The sequence below is a fragment of the Campylobacter ureolyticus genome (assembly GCF_013372225.1).
Lineage (GTDB): Bacteria > Campylobacterota > Campylobacteria > Campylobacterales > Campylobacteraceae > Campylobacter_B > Campylobacter_B ureolyticus.
In genome coordinates this window covers 756,282-777,194 of record NZ_CP053832.1, presented here as the reverse complement: position 1 = coordinate 777,194, position 20,913 = coordinate 756,282, and the positions used below count along the sequence as shown (strand labels likewise).

The window sequence follows — 20,913 nt, the reverse complement described above, 5'->3', positions numbered from 1 at the left end:
TCAAAAATGCTTTTTAGTAAATTTGAACTATTTAAAACTAAATTAAAACTCCAACTCCAAGACTTAAACTCAAAGTTATTATAAGTGATATCACTCCCATATAGATGGAATTTAAATCATAAAATCCGTAATATAAAAAATATGTAAAAAATCCACCAAAAAATGCAACCAAACTTATTAAAGCTCTTGATAAAATCTTATTATAAATTTTATCATATATAAAAACACAAGTTAAAATTGAGATAAAAAACCAAATAATAGCTGTCTCTTTACCACTAAAATTTGCAAATCCAAGCAAAGAAAGTGTGTTTAAAACCAAACAGATAATCCATAAAATAATAGTTGCAACTTTAAAATTTCTCATTTTTTATCTTTGTAAATTTTATTTGTAAAAGTTTGATATCTATACTGCAAAAACACGACAATACCAACATAAATACCTATAACAAAAGATATTAAAAAGAAGTTTTTAAACATCAAAAACCCACTCACAAATCCTGCTATAAAGGCTATCCCAACGGAATAGGCAAGAGGATGATTAACAACATTTTTTTCTCCTATTGCAATCACTACTAAAGAAATTATATAAACAATCAAGGTGATAAATACAACAATTATTTTTATATCTCTTAAAAATTCACTACTTGATTTACCAAGCATCGCCCAAATTCCCATAAATATTAAAAATATTATTGATGCAAAAATTAAGTATTTTTTCATATAAGCCCTTTTTTAAGTTTTCTGATTAAAAATCTAGCTGGATTTAAAGAGTTAAATATCTCTTTACTCACACAAAGTGGTCTATTTAAAACAAGATCTAGCAAAATATAAGCTCCCATTATAGAAGTTCCAAGCCCTCTTGCGCCATGAGCTGCATTTATAAAAACTCCATCTAAATGTTTTGGATAAATATCTGAATGTTTTGTAAAATTTATAGATTTATAGTTTTTAATAAAAAACTCTTTATCGTGCAAAGCACCAATTATTGGAAACCTATCACCGCTATAAGATCTAAAACCAACATTTGAATCTAGAATCTTAGTTTTTTTAGAACCTATAAATTCACAAATATTTTCTAAATTTTTAACATCATCAATATATCTTTTTTTCTTCTCATAATCAAGCCTGTCATAAGTAGCTCCAATTAGCTGGATTTTGCCAACTGGCGGGCAAATATACCCTCTTGCACTAAGTGGAAATTTATTATTAAGCCTTTTTTTTATCCAAGTAACTTGCCCTCTTACTGAACTAATTTGTACCTTATCATCAAAATTTGTTTTTGGGTTTTCTCCTTTATTAAAAAGCTCTTCGCTATGGCTTCCCATGGTAAAAATAACTATATCAGTTTCTATAATATCGCCATTTTTAAAATGCACTTTATATTTATTACCTAATTTTTCAAGGTTTTTAAATTCATAATTAAATAAAATATTAAACTCACTTGAAAGAGCCTCACAAAGCTTTTTGGGTCGAATGCTTGCTGCATTTTTTATATAAATGCTTGGATAAGGAAAATCTTTTTTATCAAGCTTAAAATTTGAGTTGTTATATCTTTTTATTAGTGTCTCATCAAAAGCAAATTCCTTTGCCCCGTTGAATTTAACAAAATTTTTACCATATTTTTTATAAAAATTCACAGCCATTAAAAAAGCTGCATAATGCATTTTACCCAAAACAACATCTTTTTGAGTAATTAATGGTATTAAAGCTCCGATTAAATTTCCACTCCCATTAGTAGCAACTTCACTTTCTTTTTCAGTAATTACAACATCAAAGCCAGCGTTTTTAAAAACTTTTGCAGTTGCCAAACCTGAAATCCCAGCTCCAATAATTAAAACTTTTGAATTTTTATTGTAAGTTTTTAAAACTCTCCTAAACCAAATTTCATCATTAATGGGATTTAAATTTTCTTTTAAAACAGCTCTAATCATCTGTCTTTTTTGAGCGTGACCTTTTATTAGGCTTACTTCAAATCCAGCTTCTATTAAATTTCTTTTTACAAATCCAGAGCTTGAATAAGTTGCTAAAATAGTTCCTGCCTTACTTAAACTAGCAACACCTTTCATAACTTCTAAATCCCACATATCAGGATTTTTAGCTGGAGAAAAACCATCCATAAACCAAGCATCAGCTTTAAAATTAAGATTTTTAAGAACTATTTTTATATCATCAAAATAAAGATCTAAAATAATATTTTTTGAAAAAAAGATTCTGTAAAGACCAGTTTTTTTGGGTGGATATTTTTTAATAAGTTTTTTTGATAGTTTTTTAAACTCATCATCAAATTCATCAAATTTATTATAAAATTTTTTAAGTTTTTTCTTTGAGAGAGGAAATTTTTCTATGCTTACAAAATGCAAAAATTTATTACTATTTTTAAATTTTTTACATAAATTTAAAAAATTAATGCCAACACCAAAGCCAGCTTCTGCAACTATTAAACTATCTTTTTTATCCCAAATTTCATTCAAAGCGCTTTCGAAAACAAATTTACTTTCACCAATAGCTGAGTTTTTACTATAATAACCATCATCAAATTCTTTACTATAAAAAACTCCATCTTTAAAAAAAGTCTTCATTACTCATTCTTTAAAAAATATGCATCCACTCCATTTGCAATACCCTCTGCAATAAGTTTTTGATACACTCTATTGGCTAAATTTTTACTATCATTTTTATTTGAAATATAACCGCATTCAACTAAAATTGCTGGCATAGTAGCACCCACTAAAACCCAAAATGGAGCCTCTCTAACTCCGCCATCTTTTACATTATATTTGCCTTGAACTTTATTAAGCATATGTTTTTGTATATCTATAGCAACTTTGTTTGAAGCTATTATTTTTTCTCTATTTAAAAAATTTAAATAAGTCTCTTGAGAAAAATGATTCATATCTTCAATGTCGCCTTTATTTTCAAGAGCAGCTGCGTTTTTACTACGCTCACTTCTTGCTGGACTTAAGAAAAATGTCTCAACACCTGAAAGAGAACTTCCTGATTTTGTTTTTGGTCCTGCATTTATATGTATTGAAATAAACATATCGGCATTTTTTTTATTTGCAAAAGCAGTTCTATCTTTTAAATTTATGAATACATCTTTATTTCGTGTAAATAAAACTTTATAACCCATATTTTTTAACTCATCACCTAAAAATTGTGAAATTTTTAATACCAAATCTTTTTCTTTAAGTCCATTTCCAATAGCTCCTGAATCTTTTCCGCCATGACCTGGATCAATTACAATAGTTCTTTGTTTTCTAGCAATTTCTAAAGGTCCTTTTTTATTTTGAGTTGTTTTTTTGCCACTACTAGATGTTTTTGCAACTGGAGGAATGGTTAAATTTACAGAATTTGAAGGGTTTTTGATATCTATTAATATGGATTTTTCATCAAATTTTAAATTTATATTAAAACTATTTTTTTGTGTAAAAACAACTCTTGTAGTTTTTGGATTATACTGAGCAATTCTTATTTCATCGCTTAAATGACGCAATATTTTTGAAATTTTTGCATCGTTTACTGCTTTTATATCAATTACATTTCTATACTCTTTACTTTTTAAAGCAAATTTTTTAATTTCATCTTCGCTTACGTTTCTATTAAATGTTAGCTTAATTCCAGCATCTGTTTTATCAACACTTTTAAGTCTTAATCTAATATTTTTATTGACTTCGTAATTTTTAGACTCTTTTGTAATAATTATTTTTTTATTGTTTGTATTTTTTTCTTTAATATTGTCATTTTTTTGGTTTAAATTTTTATCATTTTGCTTGTTTGAATTTTGAGATTTTTCAATTATAGTTTTTGTTTTTTCATCTTGTTCTAATGCTACTTTTTCATCAACTACTTTGCTATTTTTTGGTATAAATTTAGATAAATTTATTTTTTGATTTATATAGCTTTCATAATTATCTCCTAGTAAATTAAGCTCTGATTCATAGCCCTTATGATTTAGTTTTAAGGCCTTTGATGAATGAACTAGCCTTTTTAAAACATTTATTCTATCAATTTTATTTTTATCAATGGAAGTTTGCAAATAAATATCTTTTAACTCTTTATGAAATTTTTCTTTTACCGCCTTGCTTGAATTATCAAAATTTTTATCAAAATTTGAAAAATTCCTATCAAAGTCCCCACCCCATAAAAAAACGGCTAAGAAAAAAAATAGAACAACTCTAACTGTCTTCGCCATTTACTAACTTTTCAACCAGCTCTTTTACGCTAATTATTTTATCAAGCTTATATCCATTTGCACCTGTAAAAAATAATCCAAATTCTTTATTTCCGTCGTATGCATCAAAAAGTCTATCAGCTATACAGTATCCAACCATTTTGGCACCTTTTCCACGCTGACATGGACTTACACAGTTGCTAATACACTGAATTTTTGGACCTTCTTTTTTTTCAACAAGTTTTAATAAGTTTGTTTTTACTCCTCTTGCAGGATAACCAACTGGAGATTTTATAAGCATAATATCTTCTTCTTTTGCATTAATTATCACATCTTTAAACTCAGATGCTGCATCACATTCATTTGTACCTATAAATCTAGTTCCCATTTGAACGCCATTTGCTCCAAGTGAAATTGCTTTCATGATATCATTATGATCCCAAATTCCACCTGCTGCAAAAAGTGGGAAATCTCCCCATTTTGAAATTTCTTCTTTAACTTGAGGAATTAAATTCCAAATGCTATATTCTGGATCTAAACACTGTTCATAAGTAAAACCTTGATGACCACCACTTAAAGGACCTTCTAAAACAACTCCATCTGGCAAGCGATTATATCTTTGTTTCCATCTTTTACAAATTATCTTTAATGCTTTGGCAGATGAAACTATTGGTATTAAAGCAACATCACTGAATTCTTGTGTGAACTCAGGTAAATTTGTAGGAAGTCCTGCACCGCTTATGATTATATTAAACCCAGCCTGACATGCATCTTTAACTATCTTTTCATAATCATTACAAGCACACATTATATTTACACCAAGTGGAGAATCACCACAAATTTTTCTTGCATCATCAGCTAAAGCTTTTAAGCCCTCTTTAGAATAAAAATTTTCGCTTCCTAGTGGCTTTGAATTAATCTCTTTTTTAGAATATAATCTGTTTTTATAATATCCAGTCCCAACAGAACTGACAACACCCAAACAGCCATTTAAACTTACATTTCCAGCTAAATTGCTCCAACTTATTCCTAAGCCCATGCCACCTTGAATAATCGGATGTTTTAGTTCATACTTGCCTATTTTTATACTTTTCATCAAACGACCTTTAATCTTGCAAAGTTTTTCTTTCCTATTTGAAGAACATATTTACCTTTTTTTAATACCAAATTTTCATCATCTATCTTTTTTTGATCTATACTAAAAGCATTTGCTTTTATATGCCTTCTAGCTTGTGAGTTTGAACTAGCTAAGCCACATTTTACAATAGCTTCAACCACCCAAATTTCATCTTTTATCTCAAATTCCTCCATAGAGCTTGGAAGCTTATTTAATGTGTGAATTTTATCAAATTCCTCTTTTGCTTTTTTTGCTAAATTTTCATCATGAAATCTTGCAGTAATTTCTAAAGCCAAAGCTTCCTTGACTTCTTTTGGATGAATGGTACCATTTTCAACGCCTTTTTTAAGCTCATCAATTTCTTTTAAACTTTTTGTACTTAAAAGTTTATACCATTCCCACATAAGCTCATCACTTATACTTAAAGTTTTTGCATACATTTGATTTGGCTCATCTGTTACACCAATATAATTATTTAGGGATTTACTCATTTTATTGACCCCATCAAGTCCAACTAAAAGAGGCATAGTAATAACAGCTTGTTCTTTTCCGGTATTGTAAATTCTTTGCAAGTGTCTACCCATTAAAAGATTAAATTTTTGATCAGTTCCACCCATTTCTATATCACACTTCATAACAACACTATCATGACCTTGTAATAGTGGATATAAAAACTCACTTATTGAAATCGGAGTTTGATTTTTATATCTTTTTTCAAAATCGTCTCTTTCTAGCATTCGTGCAACGCTATATGTTGAAGCAAGTTCTATCATATCTGCAGCATTCATTTTGTTTAACCAATCTGAATTAAACATAATTTTTGTTTTATTTTTATCTAAAACCTTAAAAACTTGTTTTTCATAAGTTTTTGCATTTTCTAAAACAACATCTTTACTTAGTTTTTTTCTAGTTTCACTTTTTCCAGATGGATCACCTATTTGAGCTGTAAAATCACCTATTAAAAACATAATAATAGCGCCATGGGCTTGTAAAAAAGCCATTTTTTGAAGAGTTACAGAGTGTCCTAAATGAAGATCTGGAGCAGTTGGATCCATACCTATTTTTACATAAAAATTTTCACCTTTTTCATAATAATTTTTTATTAAATCCTTTACTTTTTCTTCATCAATTATTTCGCTTACGCCTCTTTTTAGTTCTTTATAAATTTCATCTAAATTTACCACTTTTTTCTCCTAATTTAACTATTTTTATAAACATCATCAAGGGAAGTAAATTCCACTATTTTATATCTATCTTTAAGTCTTGTTTTGATATCTTTTGCCTTTACATTTTCACCAAACTCAATAACAAGCTCGAAAAAATCTGACTTTGTCTCATCATTTTCATTTAAATTTATAGCTGATAAATCAACTTGAAGCCTTGTTAAGTAATTTAAAAATCCAGCCAAAGATCCTCTTTTGTTTTCCAAATTTAAGATAACTTTATATCTATGTGGAGCATTTCTTGTCCATTTTACAAAAATTAGCTCATTACCCTCTTTTATTAAATTTGCAGCTCTTTCACAAAATTTATGATGAACTGCAACATTTGTACCGCTTCTAAAGCCTAAAATATTATCATCTCTTTTTGGATTACAACAATAATCAAACTCTACACTATTTACTTTATAGTTTGAATAAACAACAATATTATCAAATTTTTGCTTTCTAACTATATATTTATCACCCAAATTTAAAGTAAATAATTTATCTTTTTTAGGATATTTTTTAAGTGCATTAACAACATTTTGAAGGTAGATAGAATCGTATGCGGCTCTTCCTATTTTATTATGTAAATTTTCTTTTTCAAGCCATGATAAAACATTGATATCTTTTGTGTCAAAAATAGCTGATAAAATTTTGATACCAATTTGAGTATTAAGCTCTTTTAGTTTTTGCTTACAAAAATTTCTTATAGTTGCTCTTGCTTTTCCTGTTTTTACTGAAGTTAGCCAGCTGCATCTATAATGAGCTTCATTTCCTGTTATAATATGAACAATATCTCCATTTTTAAGTTCTGTTAGAAGTGGAACTTTTACGCGGTTAACATAAGCTTCAATTGCCTTTAGACCAACTTGTGAGTGAATTTCATAAGCATAATCCAAAGCAGTAGCACCACGAGGCAAAGTGAAAATTCCACCTTTTGGCGAATAGACAGCTATATCTTCCGCATAAAGACTATCTTTTGCATATTCATAAAGCTCTTCAGGATCTTCTTCATCATTTGTATTAGTGTCTTTTGCGCTTATATCACTCAACCAATCGAGCTTAGGGTTAAGAGAGCCACTATATTTATATTTCCAATGTGCTGCAACGCCGTATTCAGCAGTATTGTGCATATCAAAAGTTCTAATTTGAGCTTCTATTATCATACTATCGTTAAAAACAGTTGTATGAATGGTTTGATAGCCATTTTGTTTTGGAAGTGCAATATAGTCTTTAAATCTTGAAATTAAAGGGTTAAATTTATTATGAATAATTCCTAGAACGATATAACAATCTCTAATATCTCTAACGATAACTCTAACGGCTAAAAGATCTAAAACTTCTTGTATGGAAATTCCTTTTCTTTGCATTTTAAGATATGTTGAGTAGTAGTGTTTTACTCTTTTTTGAACATCAAAGCTATCTTCACTAAAACCATTAGTTAGCAAAAGCTCAGTTATTTTAAGACTAAATTTATTTAAACTCATTTGAAGTTGTTGCTTATGCTCATTGATGTATGAATCAATCTTATCATATTCTTCTGGCAAAACATATTTAAAACTTAAATCTTCAAGCAAATTTTTAATAGATGAAATTCCAAGTCTATGAGCAATTGGCGCATAAACTACAAGTGTTTCTTCTGCTATTCTTTTTTGCTTATCCTCTCTTAAAGCATCTAGCGTAAGCATATTATGAAGCCTATCGCAAAGCTTAACTACTAAAACTCTAACATCTTCAATAGATATTAAAAGCATTCTTCTAAAAGTTAATGCAGAAGATCTTAGTTTTGTGTCTTTATCAGTAGAAGGAGCTAGTTTATCTTCTCTAATACTTACTATTTTAGTAAGTCCCTCAACAAGCTTTGAAACACCATCTCCAAAATTTTCTTTCACACTTTCAAGAGTATAGTCAGTATCTTCAACCACATCGTGAAGAAGTGCTGATATAACCATATCATCATCACCACCCATAAAAGCAACTATTGAAGCTACTAAAATAGGATGAACAGCATAAGGCTCACCACTTTTTCTAAACTGACCATCGTGCTGCTTTATACAAAGTTCAACACCTTTTTGAAGTCTATCGGCTTGTTCTTTAAAAAAGAAAAAAAGCTCTTTTGCTGATTCTATAGTATTTGCATTTACAACTTTTTCTAAAAAGTCTTCAATGTTTATATCACTCCTCTGCTTTAACGATTCCATATAGCGATACTTTACCTTCTGCGATTTCCATTAAAGCAATATCTGCAAATTTATAATTTTTTATATTTGGTAAATCTACCAAGGGTTTTTCACCGTTGTGAAGCTGATTTGCTCTTTTTGCAACAACTAAAGAGAGCTTATATCTATCACCATCAACAAATTTTAAAGCCTTAGCTGTTATTTCTTCTGATCTTGTCATAATTTTCCTTTTAATTTTTTACTATTGAACAAAATGATAAATCATCATTTACAATTTTAAATAAATTTCCACTTTTGAACATATTACAAACTACAATCGGCAAAGAATTGCTTTTTGCAAGAGCCACTGCCGTATCATCCATAACCTTTATTTCATCTTTTAATGCTTCTTCATAGTTTAATTTATTTAAAAGTCTTGCATCGCTAAATTTATTAGGATCTTTATCATAAACACCATCAACCTTAGTGGCTTTTATAATCATATCTGCTTCTATTTCAACAGCTCTTAATGTAGCAGCTGTATCGGTTGTAAAAAATGGATTTCCAGTTCCTGCTGCAAAAATAACAACTCTTCCTTTTTCAAGATGTCTTTTTGCTCTATTTATTATAAAAGTTTCACAAATAGCTTCCATTTTAATAGCACTTTGAACTCTAACATTAACACCTACATTTTCAAGTGCTTCTCTCATAGCAATCGCATTTATAACAGTTGCAAGCATACCCATATGATCGCCACTTGTTCTTTTTATAATACCACCAGCTGCTGCACTTACGCCTCTTATAATGTTTCCACCACCAATTACAATGCCTACTTCAACACCATAACTAACTAGCTCTTTAATCTCGCCTGCTATAAATTTCAAAACTTTACTATCTATACCAAAGCCATTCTCACCAGCTAATGCCTCACCTGAAAATTTAACTAAAATCCTTCTTTTATCATCCATAATATTCTCCTTTAAACCTGTTATTTTATCAAAAATCTCTTTAAATTAGCATAATGTGAGTTTATTTTAATGAAATTAATTCAAGCGGATCTATGTGAAAGTTTTTTTGCGTAACTTCAAATGTTAAATCGCTTTTTACTCTTCCGATAGAATAGCCTTTTTTTATAACACTTCCATTTTTTATAGTTGGAGCGATTTGGCTTAAATTTGCGTATATTGTATGAATGCCATTTTTGTTTTCAACAATTATAACATTGTCTAAAACCGGTGTACTTTTAGCAAATATAACTTTTCCATCAAGAACATTATAAACTTGTGCATTTTGTGTGTTTGAGCTTAAAATAACTGATTCATTAAATATTTTTATATCATAAACTGGATCTATAAAATTTCCAAATTTTCTCTTTACAAAGGCATTTTTTAACGGAGAAATAGTTTTAGAGCCAACATATTTTTTAACTCTACTTTCTTTGTAGCTTGAGCCATAAAGTTTGACTTTTTTATCAATATCTTCAACTCTTTTATCTCTTTGTAGAATTTCTGGCTGAGCTTCTTGTTTTTGTGCATTTTTTTGAGCTATTTTTTTAGCTTTGGCTTTTTCTTCTTTATCATCAATAATTTTAAGTTCTTCTAAAGTAGAAGCTAGAGCTTCACTTTGTTTTTGGGTATTAATTAATTTTTGAATATAATCCTCTTTGTTTTTATTTAAATTTTCAACCAATTTTTTTTGCTTTTTTTGAGCATTTGAAAGTTCTTCTTTTTTTGCACTATACTCTTTTAAATTTTTTTCCAAATCTAAAATTTCTTTGTTTTTTTTATCAATTGTTTTACTTGCTTCATCGTGGGTTATAACTAAATTTGCAATATCTTTTCTAAAAACATCACTTAAAGATGCAAAAACTTCATTTGAGATAAGTGCTTCATGGGTTTTTATATCACTATCTTGTATTAGATTAAAAGAAAAATCTTCTACTATTAATTCAGTGATTTTTTTCTCAAGTTCTAATTTAATTTTTACTAACTCATCAGTTTGTTTATTTAACTCATCTAGCTCTAAAGCTTCATCTTTATATTTTTGTGACAAATTTACAACTAAGCCAGTTATTTCATCGATTTGAGCATTTGTTTTTTTTAACTCAGCACTTTCTTTTACTATCAAAACTCCAAGTTCATCAATTTTTTTAGATAGATTTTTTTCTTCACTTTTTTTTACAGCTATGTTTTTATTTGTTAATTCTATCTTGTCTTTTGTGCTTTGCTCTGCAAAAATATAGCTAAAAACAAGTAAAAAAAGAGCTATTTTTTTCATAAAATCTCTTCTTTAATACCAAGCATAACAAAAGTTGCAGATACAAAAGCAATACTTAAAGACATGGCAAAAATGAGTAAAATTTGATCTATTGTTAAAGTATATGTTAAAGGTAATGCAATAGTTGAAATAAAACTTTTATAAATAGCAAAATTAGGTAATATAAAGAAAAATCCACACACTAAAAGTGCAGCTATTAAACTATCCCAAAAAGCTAGTTTATATAAAAAAATACTTTTTGTAAGGTATTGAGCACCAAATAAGTTCATAACTTCTATTCTGTTTTTATGCTCAAAAGTCCAAATTTTCATCTGTTTTAGCATAAGCATAACTCCTAAAATAGCAACTAAAACAGAAAAAGAAAAAACTAAAACTTTAATAAATAAAAGAAGCTTATATGTGCTACTATGCGATTTTGAAAAAATTTCAACTCTACTTACACCATCTATTTTTTGTAATTTTTGATTAATAAATTCAAGCTGTTCATTGCTTGGAAAAAATTTCAAATTTACGCTATAAAATTTAGGAAGGTTTTGGCTAACTTTTACAATTGCCTCTTTTGAAACTTTGTTTTGTAAACTCTCAAGCATATTTTTAGAACTTATTTCATTTAAATTTTGAATTTCATCTAATTTTAGGCTATTTAAATCAAGTGCTTTTTTTGAAACTAAGATTATGCTATATTCATCTTTTATTATTTTTTCATACTCATTTACTAAAGTATTTACAAAAAAGCTAAACTGTATAGAAAACAAAAGTCCAATAAGAGAAATAATAACGCCAAAATGTGTCCTAACGCTCTTCAAATACTGCTCCTTCTGATATTCTAAAATGTCTAAAATTAAATTTTAAACTTGATGGTGCTCTATGAGTTACTACAACAACTGTTGCATTCCATTTATCATTTGCAAGCCTTAAAAGTCTCCAAATCATCTCACTTGACACATCATCTAAATTTCCTGTTGGTTCATCACATAAAATCAATTGAGGATTTTGTGCCAATGCCCTTGCCACAGCAACTCTTTGTTGCTCACCACCACTTATTTCAAGTGGATATTTGCCAACTTTATGAAAAAGCTTAACTCTTTTTAAAAGATTTTCAACCTGAGCATCGCACTCTTTTTCACCGTATCCTGCGATAACTAAAGGAAGTCTGATATTTTTTTCAATAGTCCATTCAGCAATTAGTCTATAATCTTGAAAAACAATTCCTATTTTTTGTCTAAGATGCCTTAAATTTCTAGCGGATCTGTTTTTTAAATCATAAAAGCAAACTTCTAAATCGCCACCTTTTATATTAATTCCGCCATAAAATGATTTTAAGAGTGTTGATTTTCCACTTCCACTTTCTCCCGTAATTACTATAAAGTCCTTTGTTTTAATACTAAAATTTGCACCATTTATAACAGGACTTGAGCCGTGATATCCAAGAGTTAAATTTGAAGCTTTGATAATATCTGTCATTTTAGTAAAATTTCCTTTATTTTTTCATGCGCTTTTTGATTTGTTTTAGTTGGAAGCGGTGAGTTTATATAGTACTTACTAACTTCGCTTGAAATGTAAATAAATCTATTTTCATTAACACTAAAATCTCCAAAAGAGAGTTTTAATAAAATTTCATCATCACTAAATTTATAAATTTCTTCAAAATTTATAAAAAAATCATCAAATTTAAACTTTTCGTGTTTAAAATTTAAAGCTATTTTTAAAGGATCAAATTTTGGAAACTCTAACTCTTTGAAATTTGAAATATCATCTGATAAGTCATTGTTTATCATAATAATATCATAAATATCTTTATCTTGTTTTTTCCATCTATCTTCATATTTACTTGAAATTTCTAAATTTTTATTCTTATAAATTTCTAAGCTAACACCGTTTAAATCAAGCATTTCATTTATGCTAAACTCACTATAATTTCTACTATCACTTCTTAATTCAAATCTAGCATTAACTTTTAAAACTCTTTTAGCCTCTTCTAAAAAGCTTTTTGAAATTACTCTTCTATGTGGCGAATCATCCCATGGAACTGGAAAGTGCAAATAGATAAAATCAACAGAATTTGACTTAACTAAACTTAAAAAACTTCTTGCATCACAGTTTAGTAAAGCCAAATTTAAAAGCTTATCTTTTATAGCTAAATTTTCGACTTGATCAATTGATGGTTTATAAATCTCAATACCTAAATACGAAATTTTAGGATTTTCTTTTGCTCTATACAAGAGGTGCCTTCCAGAACCAAAGCCTATTTCAATTGCTTTTTTACTAGAACTGTTTAAAAAATTTATTGCTTCTAATTCATCTTTTACAATTTCACTTTTTTTAAATTTGCTTTTTTTAGCATTAATTGAATTTGTAATAAGCTCTTGAGTAAATTCATCTCTAAAAATTTCTAGAGCAATTTGCAAGTTTTCAAGCCTTGCTGGACGGGTAATTTTTTCAGATTTTATGATAAATTTATCCCTGCTAGGCTTTATGGTTATAAAAAATTTTTCACCAAAAACTTCAGTTAAAAGCAAATCTACAACTCTTCCTTTTGCAAGTTTTAAAAACTTCACTCCATTTTTTTCAAAAGGAAGAGTTAAATTTTTAAGTTTTTTTACTCTAAAATTTGGCATTAAAACTCTACACTCATTTTATTTGATACATTTGAGTTTATGCTATATTCATCTACACTATAAACTCTATAGCTATATTTTGTTCCTTTTACAACTTCTCTATCTACATAAGACATTGTTTTTATATTATCAACTGTTTTTGTACTACCACCACCATCTCTTATAAGAACAAATTTATCATAATTTGCCCCAGTATGCCAGTTAAGTGATATAGAGTTTTTTTCAATTATTGGCTCACCTAAAACAGGTGCTTTTGCAGCAACTAGTGTTTGCCCCATAATAGCCTCATCTTGAGCCAAGCTCTCAAGCCCGTCTTTATCAACTAAAGTTACTTTATAATACCTCTTGGCCCCATTTGCATTAATCAAATCTTCATAGCTATTTTTATCTGTTTTAGCAAGTGGAACAAGTGGCAAAATAGATCCTCTTGAAGTATAAATTTGATAATGCGAAAAAGCATCATTTAATGGACTATCCCAAGTTAAAATTATTTTTTTTGGTTGATCAATTGTAGCCTGAAGATTTATAACACCAAGTGGAAGCTCTTTTGTTTGAGCAGTTAATACCTTTGATGGTTCTGAAATATCACCATCAAGAGTTTTTACTCTAATTCTATATTGATACATCTCTCCACTTTTTACGCTATTATCTATATATTCAGCACTCAATCTCCCTTTAACTTCGGCTTTTTTAGACCAACTACTTTTTTCATCTTTTCTTCGCTCGATTATGTATGAGCCAACTTTTAAATTTGCATGTGGTCTCCAAACAAGTTTAACTCTTTCAGGAAGTCCGTATATCGCTTGAGCAAATGAAACTGTTTCAATTCCTTTGGAAGTGCTAGCACTTACTACTATGCCATCTGCTGAAATGCCATTTTGACCAAATGTTTTAATAGCATATCTATAAGTTGTAGCAGGGCTTAAGCCATCATCTAAATAATGAGTTGCAAAACGATCTTTTATAGTACCCACTAATTTTAAAGACTCGTTTAAATTGGCCCTATAAATGTAGTATCCCATCACATCTAAATCTTTTGGATTGCTCCACTCAAGTCCAATTGATTTTGAAGAACTAACTGTTCTAATATCATTTATTACAGGTAAAGAACTATCTTTTACCATAGGAACTTTATGTGAGGCACAACCAGCTATGAAAATCATCAAAACTACCAATAATAAAATTTGGTGAAAATTTTTCATACGCTTTCTCCTTAATATTTTTATAGTTTAAAAATTCATTATCTAAATTTGCTACAAATTTCATATTTTCCCCAGTTATTGGATGTTTGAAATATAAAATATAAGCGTGTAGCATTAAACGAACAATTTTATCATTTTGGCTCTTAAATCCATATAAATTATCACCTATTATGTAGCGATTTATACTTGAAAGATGAACTCTTATTTGATGAGTTCTTCCACTAAAAAGCTTTGCTGCAATTAAATTTACCTCATCATCACTATATAAATTTAAAAAAGCACTTTTTGACTCTCTTGCTCCTTGAACAATCGCTTTTTTAAGACGATTCTTGGGATTTCTACCAATTGGTCTATTAATTACTAAGTTTTCTTTTAAGCTTAAATTTATTAAAGCTAGGTAAATTCTTCCCATTGTTCTATCTTTTAGCTGGGTAGCTAAATTTAAATGTGCCTTATTTGTTTTTGCTATAACAAGTGCACCACTTGTACCTTTATCAAGTCTATGAACAATACCTTTTCTTGCATTGTTTAAATTTGAAAGAGCATAGTTTTTATCTAAAAGCCAGTCTAAAAGAGTTGGTTCTTTTACACTTGGTGCTGGATGAGTTACTAAATTTGCAGGTTTATTTATAACTAAAATATCACTATCTTCATAAATTATTGGTATTTTAAAATCAGTTTTAAAATTTTCTTTTTTATCTTCTTTTTCATCCAAATTTATAGAAATTTTTTTTCCTACTTCGACTATAAAAGATGGCTTTAAAATAGGTGTTTTATCCAAAGTAACCAAACCGTTTTTTACTAAATTTGAGGCTTTATTTCTTGATATTTGCAACATTTTACTTACAAAAACATCCAATCTTAAATTTTCATCTACTAAAAAATCACTCAATTTGATACCTTTTTTTGTTATAATCCACTTAGAAATTTTAAATGGAGATATAATTGATAATTTTTGATAAGCGTATTTTAGCACATTTTGACTTTGTTCAGCTAATTTTTATAATTCCTATTTTAGTGCTATCGCATATTTTAATATCTGAAGCAAATGAAATTTTAGCTTTTAAACAATACATCTACTACGCACTTGGCTTTGGAGTGTTTTTATTTTTTTTTATAATTCCTTTTAGAAAACTTGAATGGATAATTCCATTTTTTTACTGGTTTGGGATAGTGTTATTAATAAGCGTTGATCTGTTTGGCGTAAGCAAGCTTGGCGCAAAAAGGTGGCTTGAAATACCTCTTATAAATTTTACAATCCAACCAAGTGAAATCATAAAACCAGCATTTATACTAATGCTTGCTTATATGGTTAAAAAAAATCCTCCACCAAGTGATGGATATGACTTAAAAAGTTTTTTAAAATTTAGCTTTATCATACTTTTGCCATTTATTTTAATACTTAAAGAGCCAGACCTTGGAACAGCTATGATACTTTTACTTGGCGGATTTGGGACACTATTTATAATTCATGTTAATAAAAAAATTTGGATAAGCTTGTTTTTAGCCATGTCTGTGGCTTCGCCTGTGATGTATCAAAGCTTGCATGATTATCAAAAAAAAAGAATAACTGAGTTTTTATCAGAAGAGTCAAGCTACCATGTAAAGCAGTCAATCATCGCTATCTCAAATGGTGGAATGAGTGGAAAACCAAAAGATGAAGCCACTCAAACACACTTTAAATTTTTACCAATTGCAACAAGTGATTTTATCTTTGCGTATAATAGCGAGCGATTTGGTTTTATGGGAAATTTGCTTTTAATGGGGCTTTATTTATGCTTAATAATACACTTAATTACATTAAATTACCAACTAAAAGAAGACTACTTTACAAGAGTTGTGGCGACAAGCATTGGGGTTTTAATTTTTATCTATGCAGGGGTTAATATCTCAATGACAATCGGGCTAGCACCAGTTGTAGGCGTTCCATTGCCATTTTTCAGTTATGGTGGAAGCAGCTTTATAACTTTTATGTGTTTGTTTGGAATGCTTCAAAATCTACTTACTTTTAAATTTAAAGATAGTTATAAACTTTAAAAATAGTTTAAAAAATGCTCTAAATTTGGTTTTTCAGCACTTAAAAAACTACTATTTCCATGACCTGGAAAAAGCTCAAAATCATCTTTAAAACTTAAAACTTTTAAAATACTTTCCTTCATATCAAAGGCATTTGAAAAAGGAAAGTCATATCTTCCAATGCTATTTTTAAATAAAAAATCCCCACTAAATAGTACTGGTTTTTCATCATTTTGACAAACTTCAAGCATACAACACCCTGGAGTATGCCCTGGAAAATGGTGAAAAATAACTTTAAAATCCCCTACTTTAAACTCATCTTTATCCGCAGTTAAAACATCTGCCTTGCAAGTTTTTTTAAGCATACTAAAATTATCATTTTCAAGCATAAACGCATCATTTTTATGGATATAAATTCTAACACCATCTTCTTTAAATTTATAATCATCATATACATGATCAAAATGACCATGAGTATTAAAAACAGCTAAAATATTATATGAATTTATTTTAACCCACTCATATGCATTTTCGCCAGGATCTATTACAATATCACCACTTGAGCCTTTTAAAATATAACAATTTGTTACAGCAATCCCAAAGCTTTTTTTAAGAATTTTCATATTTTTCCTTTTTAAAACAATTAAACAAATTCTAAAATTTATTTTTATATTTAATCTTTTTTATTGTTTTCTTCTATTATCTCAAATTTTATTAAATTTGATATAATTAAAAGATAAAAAAACAAAAATATAAAACAAAAAATTAACCATAAAAATACCATTAATCCAAAAAACAACCCAGCATCAAGTTTATAAATTTTATTATCAATATAAACAGCAGTATAAGCGGATAAAAAAAGTATTATAAAAGCACCACCAAATAAATCTATAAGCAAAAAATTAATTGCCCTATATAATACAGTCTCTTTTGCCTGATATTTAGTTTTGCAATTTTTGCATTCTAATGCAGTAGAATTTTTTAAAGATATTTTTAATATACTCATTTTATTTCCACAAACTTCACATTTTTTATAAAAAAATACCATTTATTCTTCCCTTTTTATGCAGCAAATCTACAACTTTTAAAATTATAAATCTTTTTAGTTATTATTTGATTATTTCTTATTTTACTTTTTAAAATTTTTTATAAATTTGTATCTTTTTGTTGCACCGTAATCACCACTAACTATATAATGATGATTTGTTACAACACTTACTAAAATGCATTATTAAAGATATCTTTAAAGCAAGATTATTAATATCTTTAAAATTTCACTATAAAAATTTAATCCTAATTACTTTATTAATTTAAATTATAACATCTTGCCTAATATAATATTAAAATATCATATAAAATTACTTTTAGCTTAATTTTAATTTTATGTATTACTACTTAATTAGATGAATTTTTCAATCCCATTAAATCGGGTCAATGTCTTTTAACGGCCTAAACTCTTGTATCTCTTATATAAAAAACGATCAAAATTATACTAAATTTAGCTTTCTAAATCCCTATATCATCTAAATTTCAAGCAAAAAGTTCGCAAATCAATTAGTAAAGATGTTGATAAAAAATTTAAGTTTTTAATGATATTGAAATTATAATTTTTTTAAAAAAGCAATCATATGATACGAATAGGACAACAGATGTTTTTTTATAGAGCTATAATTTCTAAAAAATAATCAAGGAGTAAATTATGAACCAAATTGCGATATTTAAAATTCTAAATCTAATAATTACAGGAGTTTCTGCAGCTTACAAAATAGCAAAGACAATAAAAAACTTCAAATAATACTTAAACATGAGCAAATATAAAAGACTATTATCATAATTTCAAAATAAATAAGGAGACAACATGGACACAAAAAAATTCTAAAATATTTAGAGATAGCAATATCAATTGGTAAAACACTATATGAAGTCATTAATCAAGTAGAAAAGGCTAAATCTAATACTAAAAAAACTAACAATGAGAAACTAATAATAAATGATATAGATGAACTAATATCTAATATTTTAAAAAATATGAAGTAATAAGCTATTTTATCTACCAAAAAGCTATAATTTTTCTTAATAAAAATTTTAATTTTTTATTAGATTTAGAATTTCATCTCCAGTTGTTTCTTGTTTGCCAATATACTCATCTGGATAAATTTCTATTACATAGTTTTTATACCATCACCATTTAAATCAAGGATTAAAGGGTCGTAGATGGTTAGAGAGGTAAACTTATTTTTTCAATAATCTAATGCCTCATTGATTCTAAAAAAAATTATCTATAATACTTCCAAAAAACTGAATATATGGATTTATTAATAAAGTTTGAGCAAAACCAGCAAGTGGATTTCTCTCTCATGTCGGTATAATGCTCAAAAATGCCAAAAGAATCTATAATATTTGACTAATACAACATATCCATAGCCCAAACAGTACATTGAGCACCAGATGGCAAATGATATTTTGGTGAATTTTTTGAACTTTTTTCTATATTGCTTATTAAATCATCATATTGTTTTTGCGATATATTAAATTCTATTTTGTGTTGCTATTCATGCATCTCATTTTTATTCATCACTAACAATTCCATTTCCAACTTTAATTAAGCCATGCTCACTTGGTCCAAACCCTTTATATATCGCATTACCAGCACCATCTGCTATCCCTAAAAAGTATGAGGTCTCTCATCTTTACCAAAAATATCAGTATAAATTGCAACCTTTGGCATCTTGTTCTCCTTTTGTTTTATCTATTTTTATAACCATTATTGGCCCAGCTTTTGGTTTTAAATTTTTATCTTTTGGGTTTGTATCTTCATACACGTACAATTCTAAATTTATGTTTGGTAAATGGATGGCTTTTGATAAATCTTCCAGTAAAATCTTCATATCAGAATCATTAGCCCCATAAATCATACTACAATCTCTTCGTGCATCAACACAACAAGTCCATGCACCACCTAAGTGTTCAAAATTACGTATTCTTTGAAATATTATTTTATTTGCATTATCATTTTCTTTGGTTCTGCACTTACGACTATCACAACCTACAAATAAAAACACAGCGGATAAACATATTGCTAAAAGAACTATTATTTTATTCTTAGCAGCATTTAATTTCATAAAGAGACCTTTAAGTTATTAAAATACTTTACCAGCAATAGTTCTCGTGCCACACCTTTAGCAGTTTCTGCAACAGTTTTCATTCCTTCACTAATGGTGCCATCACTAAAACTTGATAATGCTATAGTTTTTCCACTATTTTTATCAACTACTACTGCTTCCTTTGTTCTGTTATTATCTTTTGTATATACATAACCTTGCATTTAAACCTCCTTTTTCAAAATAGCGAATACTTTGATATTTTTTTACTTTCTAGGATTTTTATAAATTCTTGGATATCACTTGGTTTAAACATATATTCATTAATGGCTACTGTAAGTCTATATTTTTTGAATCTAAGTCCTAATATTTTAGTTCTAACTGCTCTCATAAAGCAATAATATTTTAGATGGTTATAAAAAATTTTTTTAGTAAAAAATTTTCTTTTAATTAGTAAATAATCTTCATAACAAACAACTTCTTTTATATCAAACATACAAAAAAACTGGTATGGTATAAAAACTAAAATCAAAAATCCCATTATATTTGGAATGACATTATCTAAAGTCATAAAGATTATGCAGATAAATGCTGTAGCTAAATCCCAAAGAGTAGCAAATATATAGTATAAAACAATTATTATTCCTTTTTTTTGCTTCATTATAAAAATAAGTTTTTCTTGTTCTACTTGCATTTTCTATCCTTTATAAATTTAGCCTTTTAAATAAATCAAAACTAAATATTTATATTTAAAGCATTAAATCAAATAACTTCTTTTATCGTAATATCTTTATTTTTTTATCTTTCAAGACAACAATTCTTCTATAATCTCTATAGAAAAAATCTTCAAAAACACATCTCATTTTTGAATTTTCAAATTCGCAATCAAAACCCTGTTTAATCAAATAATTTTGCATATTTGTATCATTTGAGACATTCTTATTTAAATAATCAACAACTTTACTCTCTTTATTATTTACAATGAAGTCTATTAAAAAAGGTGGTTTTTTATATACAAATTTATGTGTAAAAAAATATTAAAAAAGG

At 27.8% G+C, this 20,913-nt stretch carries 21 protein-coding genes; 1 reads left to right on the top strand and 20 read right to left on the bottom strand.

The window, feature by feature from the left end:
• Positions 1–37 precede the first annotated feature (37 nt).
• From CURT_RS03930 to CURT_RS03860, 15 genes are all read right to left on the bottom strand, one after another.
• Complete coding sequence (locus CURT_RS03930; protein WP_018712939.1) at positions 38–364, bottom strand: hypothetical protein; 327 nt, start codon at positions 362–364, stop codon at positions 38–40.
• The gene (locus CURT_RS03925) at positions 361–720 is read right to left on the bottom strand and encodes a hypothetical protein (RefSeq protein WP_018712938.1); all 360 of its coding nucleotides are present in this window, start codon (positions 718–720) and stop codon (positions 361–363) included. Before CURT_RS03925 ends, CURT_RS03930 begins: the two co-directional genes overlap by 4 nt.
• Positions 717–2,579, bottom strand: a complete 1,863-nt coding sequence (mnmC, locus tag CURT_RS03920) for a bifunctional tRNA (5-methylaminomethyl-2-thiouridine)(34)-methyltransferase MnmD/FAD-dependent 5-carboxymethylaminomethyl-2-thiouridine(34) oxidoreductase MnmC (RefSeq protein ID WP_018712937.1) — start codon at positions 2,577–2,579, stop codon at positions 717–719. The genes CURT_RS03925 and mnmC overlap by 4 nt, the downstream gene beginning before the upstream one ends.
• Positions 2,579–4,192 carry an N-acetylmuramoyl-L-alanine amidase family protein gene (locus CURT_RS03915; protein WP_018712936.1) on the bottom strand — a complete coding sequence of 538 codons (1,614 nt, stop codon included), beginning with the start codon at positions 4,190–4,192 and terminating at the stop codon, positions 2,579–2,581. Before CURT_RS03915 ends, mnmC begins: the two co-directional genes overlap by 1 nt.
• Positions 4,176–5,267, bottom strand: a complete 1,092-nt coding sequence (locus CURT_RS03910) for a nitronate monooxygenase (RefSeq protein WP_018712935.1) — start codon at positions 5,265–5,267, stop codon at positions 4,176–4,178. Before CURT_RS03910 ends, CURT_RS03915 begins: the two co-directional genes overlap by 17 nt.
• Positions 5,267–6,472, bottom strand: coding sequence for a tyrosine--tRNA ligase (gene tyrS / locus CURT_RS03905; protein ID WP_018712934.1), 1,206 nt, complete (start codon positions 6,470–6,472; stop codon positions 5,267–5,269). The genes CURT_RS03910 and tyrS overlap by 1 nt, the downstream gene beginning before the upstream one ends.
• 14 nt (positions 6,473–6,486) lie before the next feature.
• Entirely contained in the window at positions 6,487–8,694 is a 2,208-nt protein-coding gene (locus CURT_RS03900; RefSeq protein WP_018712933.1) for a RelA/SpoT family protein, read from the bottom strand.
• Entirely contained in the window at positions 8,669–8,893 is a 225-nt protein-coding gene (locus tag CURT_RS03895) for a DNA-directed RNA polymerase subunit omega (protein ID WP_018712932.1), read from the bottom strand. The genes CURT_RS03900 and CURT_RS03895 overlap by 26 nt, the downstream gene beginning before the upstream one ends.
• Positions 8,894–8,903: 10 nt before the next feature.
• Complete coding sequence (gene pyrH, locus CURT_RS03890; protein ID WP_018712931.1) at positions 8,904–9,620, bottom strand: UMP kinase; 717 nt, start codon at positions 9,618–9,620, stop codon at positions 8,904–8,906.
• Between the two features lie 61 nt (positions 9,621–9,681).
• Complete coding sequence (locus tag CURT_RS03885; protein WP_018712930.1) at positions 9,682–10,929, bottom strand: murein hydrolase activator EnvC family protein; 1,248 nt, start codon at positions 10,927–10,929, stop codon at positions 9,682–9,684.
• Positions 10,926–11,735 carry a cell division FtsX domain-containing protein gene (locus tag CURT_RS03880; RefSeq protein ID WP_018712929.1) on the bottom strand — a complete coding sequence of 270 codons (810 nt, stop codon included), beginning with the start codon at positions 11,733–11,735 and terminating at the stop codon, positions 10,926–10,928. The genes CURT_RS03885 and CURT_RS03880 overlap by 4 nt, the downstream gene beginning before the upstream one ends.
• Complete coding sequence (locus tag CURT_RS03875) at positions 11,722–12,393, bottom strand: cell division ATP-binding protein FtsE (RefSeq protein WP_018712928.1); 672 nt, start codon at positions 12,391–12,393, stop codon at positions 11,722–11,724. Before CURT_RS03875 ends, CURT_RS03880 begins: the two co-directional genes overlap by 14 nt.
• Entirely contained in the window at positions 12,390–13,547 is a 1,158-nt protein-coding gene (gene trmB, locus CURT_RS03870) for a tRNA (guanosine(46)-N7)-methyltransferase TrmB (RefSeq protein ID WP_018712927.1), read from the bottom strand. The genes CURT_RS03875 and trmB overlap by 4 nt, the downstream gene beginning before the upstream one ends.
• Positions 13,547–14,749 (bottom strand): fibronectin type III domain-containing protein, encoded by a 1,203-nt coding sequence (locus CURT_RS03865; protein ID WP_018712926.1) that lies wholly within the window; start codon positions 14,747–14,749, stop codon positions 13,547–13,549. Before CURT_RS03865 ends, trmB begins: the two co-directional genes overlap by 1 nt.
• Positions 14,679–15,641, bottom strand: a complete 963-nt coding sequence (locus tag CURT_RS03860) for an RluA family pseudouridine synthase (protein WP_018712925.1) — start codon at positions 15,639–15,641, stop codon at positions 14,679–14,681. The genes CURT_RS03865 and CURT_RS03860 overlap by 71 nt, the downstream gene beginning before the upstream one ends.
• 53 nt (positions 15,642–15,694) lie before the next feature.
• Here CURT_RS03860 and CURT_RS03855 point away from each other — a divergent pair, with 53 nt between their 5' ends.
• Positions 15,695–16,786: an FtsW/RodA/SpoVE family cell cycle protein gene (locus CURT_RS03855; RefSeq protein WP_018712924.1), complete on the top strand. Its 1,092-nt coding sequence runs from the start codon at positions 15,695–15,697 to the stop codon at positions 16,784–16,786.
• Here the strand turns inward: CURT_RS03855 and CURT_RS03850 are convergent.
• The 5 genes from CURT_RS03850 to CURT_RS03830 form a co-directional block, all read right to left on the bottom strand.
• Positions 16,783–17,388: an MBL fold metallo-hydrolase gene (locus tag CURT_RS03850; RefSeq protein WP_018712923.1), complete on the bottom strand. Its 606-nt coding sequence runs from the start codon at positions 17,386–17,388 to the stop codon at positions 16,783–16,785. The two genes, CURT_RS03855 and CURT_RS03850, sit on opposite strands and share 4 nt — an antisense overlap.
• A gap of 50 nt (positions 17,389–17,438) precedes the next feature.
• Complete coding sequence (locus CURT_RS03845) at positions 17,439–17,813, bottom strand: C1 domain-containing protein (RefSeq protein ID WP_018712922.1); 375 nt, start codon at positions 17,811–17,813, stop codon at positions 17,439–17,441.
• A gap of 1,654 nt (positions 17,814–19,467) precedes the next feature.
• Positions 19,468–19,887 carry a hypothetical protein gene (locus CURT_RS03840; RefSeq protein WP_018712920.1) on the bottom strand — a complete coding sequence of 140 codons (420 nt, stop codon included), beginning with the start codon at positions 19,885–19,887 and terminating at the stop codon, positions 19,468–19,470.
• Positions 19,884–20,090 carry a hypothetical protein gene (locus CURT_RS03835; protein ID WP_018712919.1) on the bottom strand — a complete coding sequence of 69 codons (207 nt, stop codon included), beginning with the start codon at positions 20,088–20,090 and terminating at the stop codon, positions 19,884–19,886. The genes CURT_RS03840 and CURT_RS03835 overlap by 4 nt, the downstream gene beginning before the upstream one ends.
• 14 nt (positions 20,091–20,104) lie before the next feature.
• Positions 20,105–20,560 carry a hypothetical protein gene (locus CURT_RS03830; protein WP_018712918.1) on the bottom strand — a complete coding sequence of 152 codons (456 nt, stop codon included), beginning with the start codon at positions 20,558–20,560 and terminating at the stop codon, positions 20,105–20,107.
• Positions 20,561–20,913 lie beyond the last annotated feature (353 nt).

What these genes read in the sequence shown, in the direction of transcription:
- CURT_RS03895 (WP_018712932.1), bottom strand. Translation starts at nt 8,893, where the DNA reads ATGACAAGATCAGAAGAAATAACAGCTAAGGCTTTAAAATTTGTTGAT.
- CURT_RS03930 (WP_018712939.1), bottom strand. Translation starts at nt 364, where the DNA reads ATGAGAAATTTTAAAGTTGCAACTATTATTTTATGGATTATCTGTTTG.
- CURT_RS03840 (WP_018712920.1), bottom strand. Translation starts at nt 19,887, where the DNA reads ATGAAATTAAATGCTGCTAAGAATAAAATAATAGTTCTTTTAGCAATA.
- CURT_RS03885 (WP_018712930.1), bottom strand. Translation starts at nt 10,929, where the DNA reads ATGAAAAAAATAGCTCTTTTTTTACTTGTTTTTAGCTATATTTTTGCA.
- pyrH (WP_018712931.1), bottom strand. Translation starts at nt 9,620, where the DNA reads ATGGATGATAAAAGAAGGATTTTAGTTAAATTTTCAGGTGAGGCATTA.
- CURT_RS03830 (WP_018712918.1), bottom strand. Translation starts at nt 20,560, where the DNA reads ATGCAAGTAGAACAAGAAAAACTTATTTTTATAATGAAGCAAAAAAAA.
- CURT_RS03875 (WP_018712928.1), bottom strand. Translation starts at nt 12,393, where the DNA reads ATGACAGATATTATCAAAGCTTCAAATTTAACTCTTGGATATCACGGC.
- trmB (WP_018712927.1), bottom strand. Translation starts at nt 13,547, where the DNA reads ATGCCAAATTTTAGAGTAAAAAAACTTAAAAATTTAACTCTTCCTTTT.
- CURT_RS03865 (WP_018712926.1), bottom strand. Translation starts at nt 14,749, where the DNA reads ATGAAAAATTTTCACCAAATTTTATTATTGGTAGTTTTGATGATTTTC.
- CURT_RS03900 (WP_018712933.1), bottom strand. Translation starts at nt 8,694, where the DNA reads ATGGAATCGTTAAAGCAGAGGAGTGATATAAACATTGAAGACTTTTTA.
- CURT_RS03915 (WP_018712936.1), bottom strand. Translation starts at nt 4,192, where the DNA reads ATGGCGAAGACAGTTAGAGTTGTTCTATTTTTTTTCTTAGCCGTTTTT.
- CURT_RS03835 (WP_018712919.1), bottom strand. Translation starts at nt 20,090, where the DNA reads ATGCAAGGTTATGTATATACAAAAGATAATAACAGAACAAAGGAAGCA.
- CURT_RS03910 (WP_018712935.1), bottom strand. Translation starts at nt 5,267, where the DNA reads ATGAAAAGTATAAAAATAGGCAAGTATGAACTAAAACATCCGATTATT.
- CURT_RS03925 (WP_018712938.1), bottom strand. Translation starts at nt 720, where the DNA reads ATGAAAAAATACTTAATTTTTGCATCAATAATATTTTTAATATTTATG.
- CURT_RS03850 (WP_018712923.1), bottom strand. Translation starts at nt 17,388, where the DNA reads ATGAAAATTCTTAAAAAAAGCTTTGGGATTGCTGTAACAAATTGTTAT.
- mnmC (WP_018712937.1), bottom strand. Translation starts at nt 2,579, where the DNA reads ATGAAGACTTTTTTTAAAGATGGAGTTTTTTATAGTAAAGAATTTGAT.
- CURT_RS03845 (WP_018712922.1), bottom strand. Translation starts at nt 17,813, where the DNA reads ATGGTATTTTTTTATAAAAAATGTGAAGTTTGTGGAAATAAAATGAGT.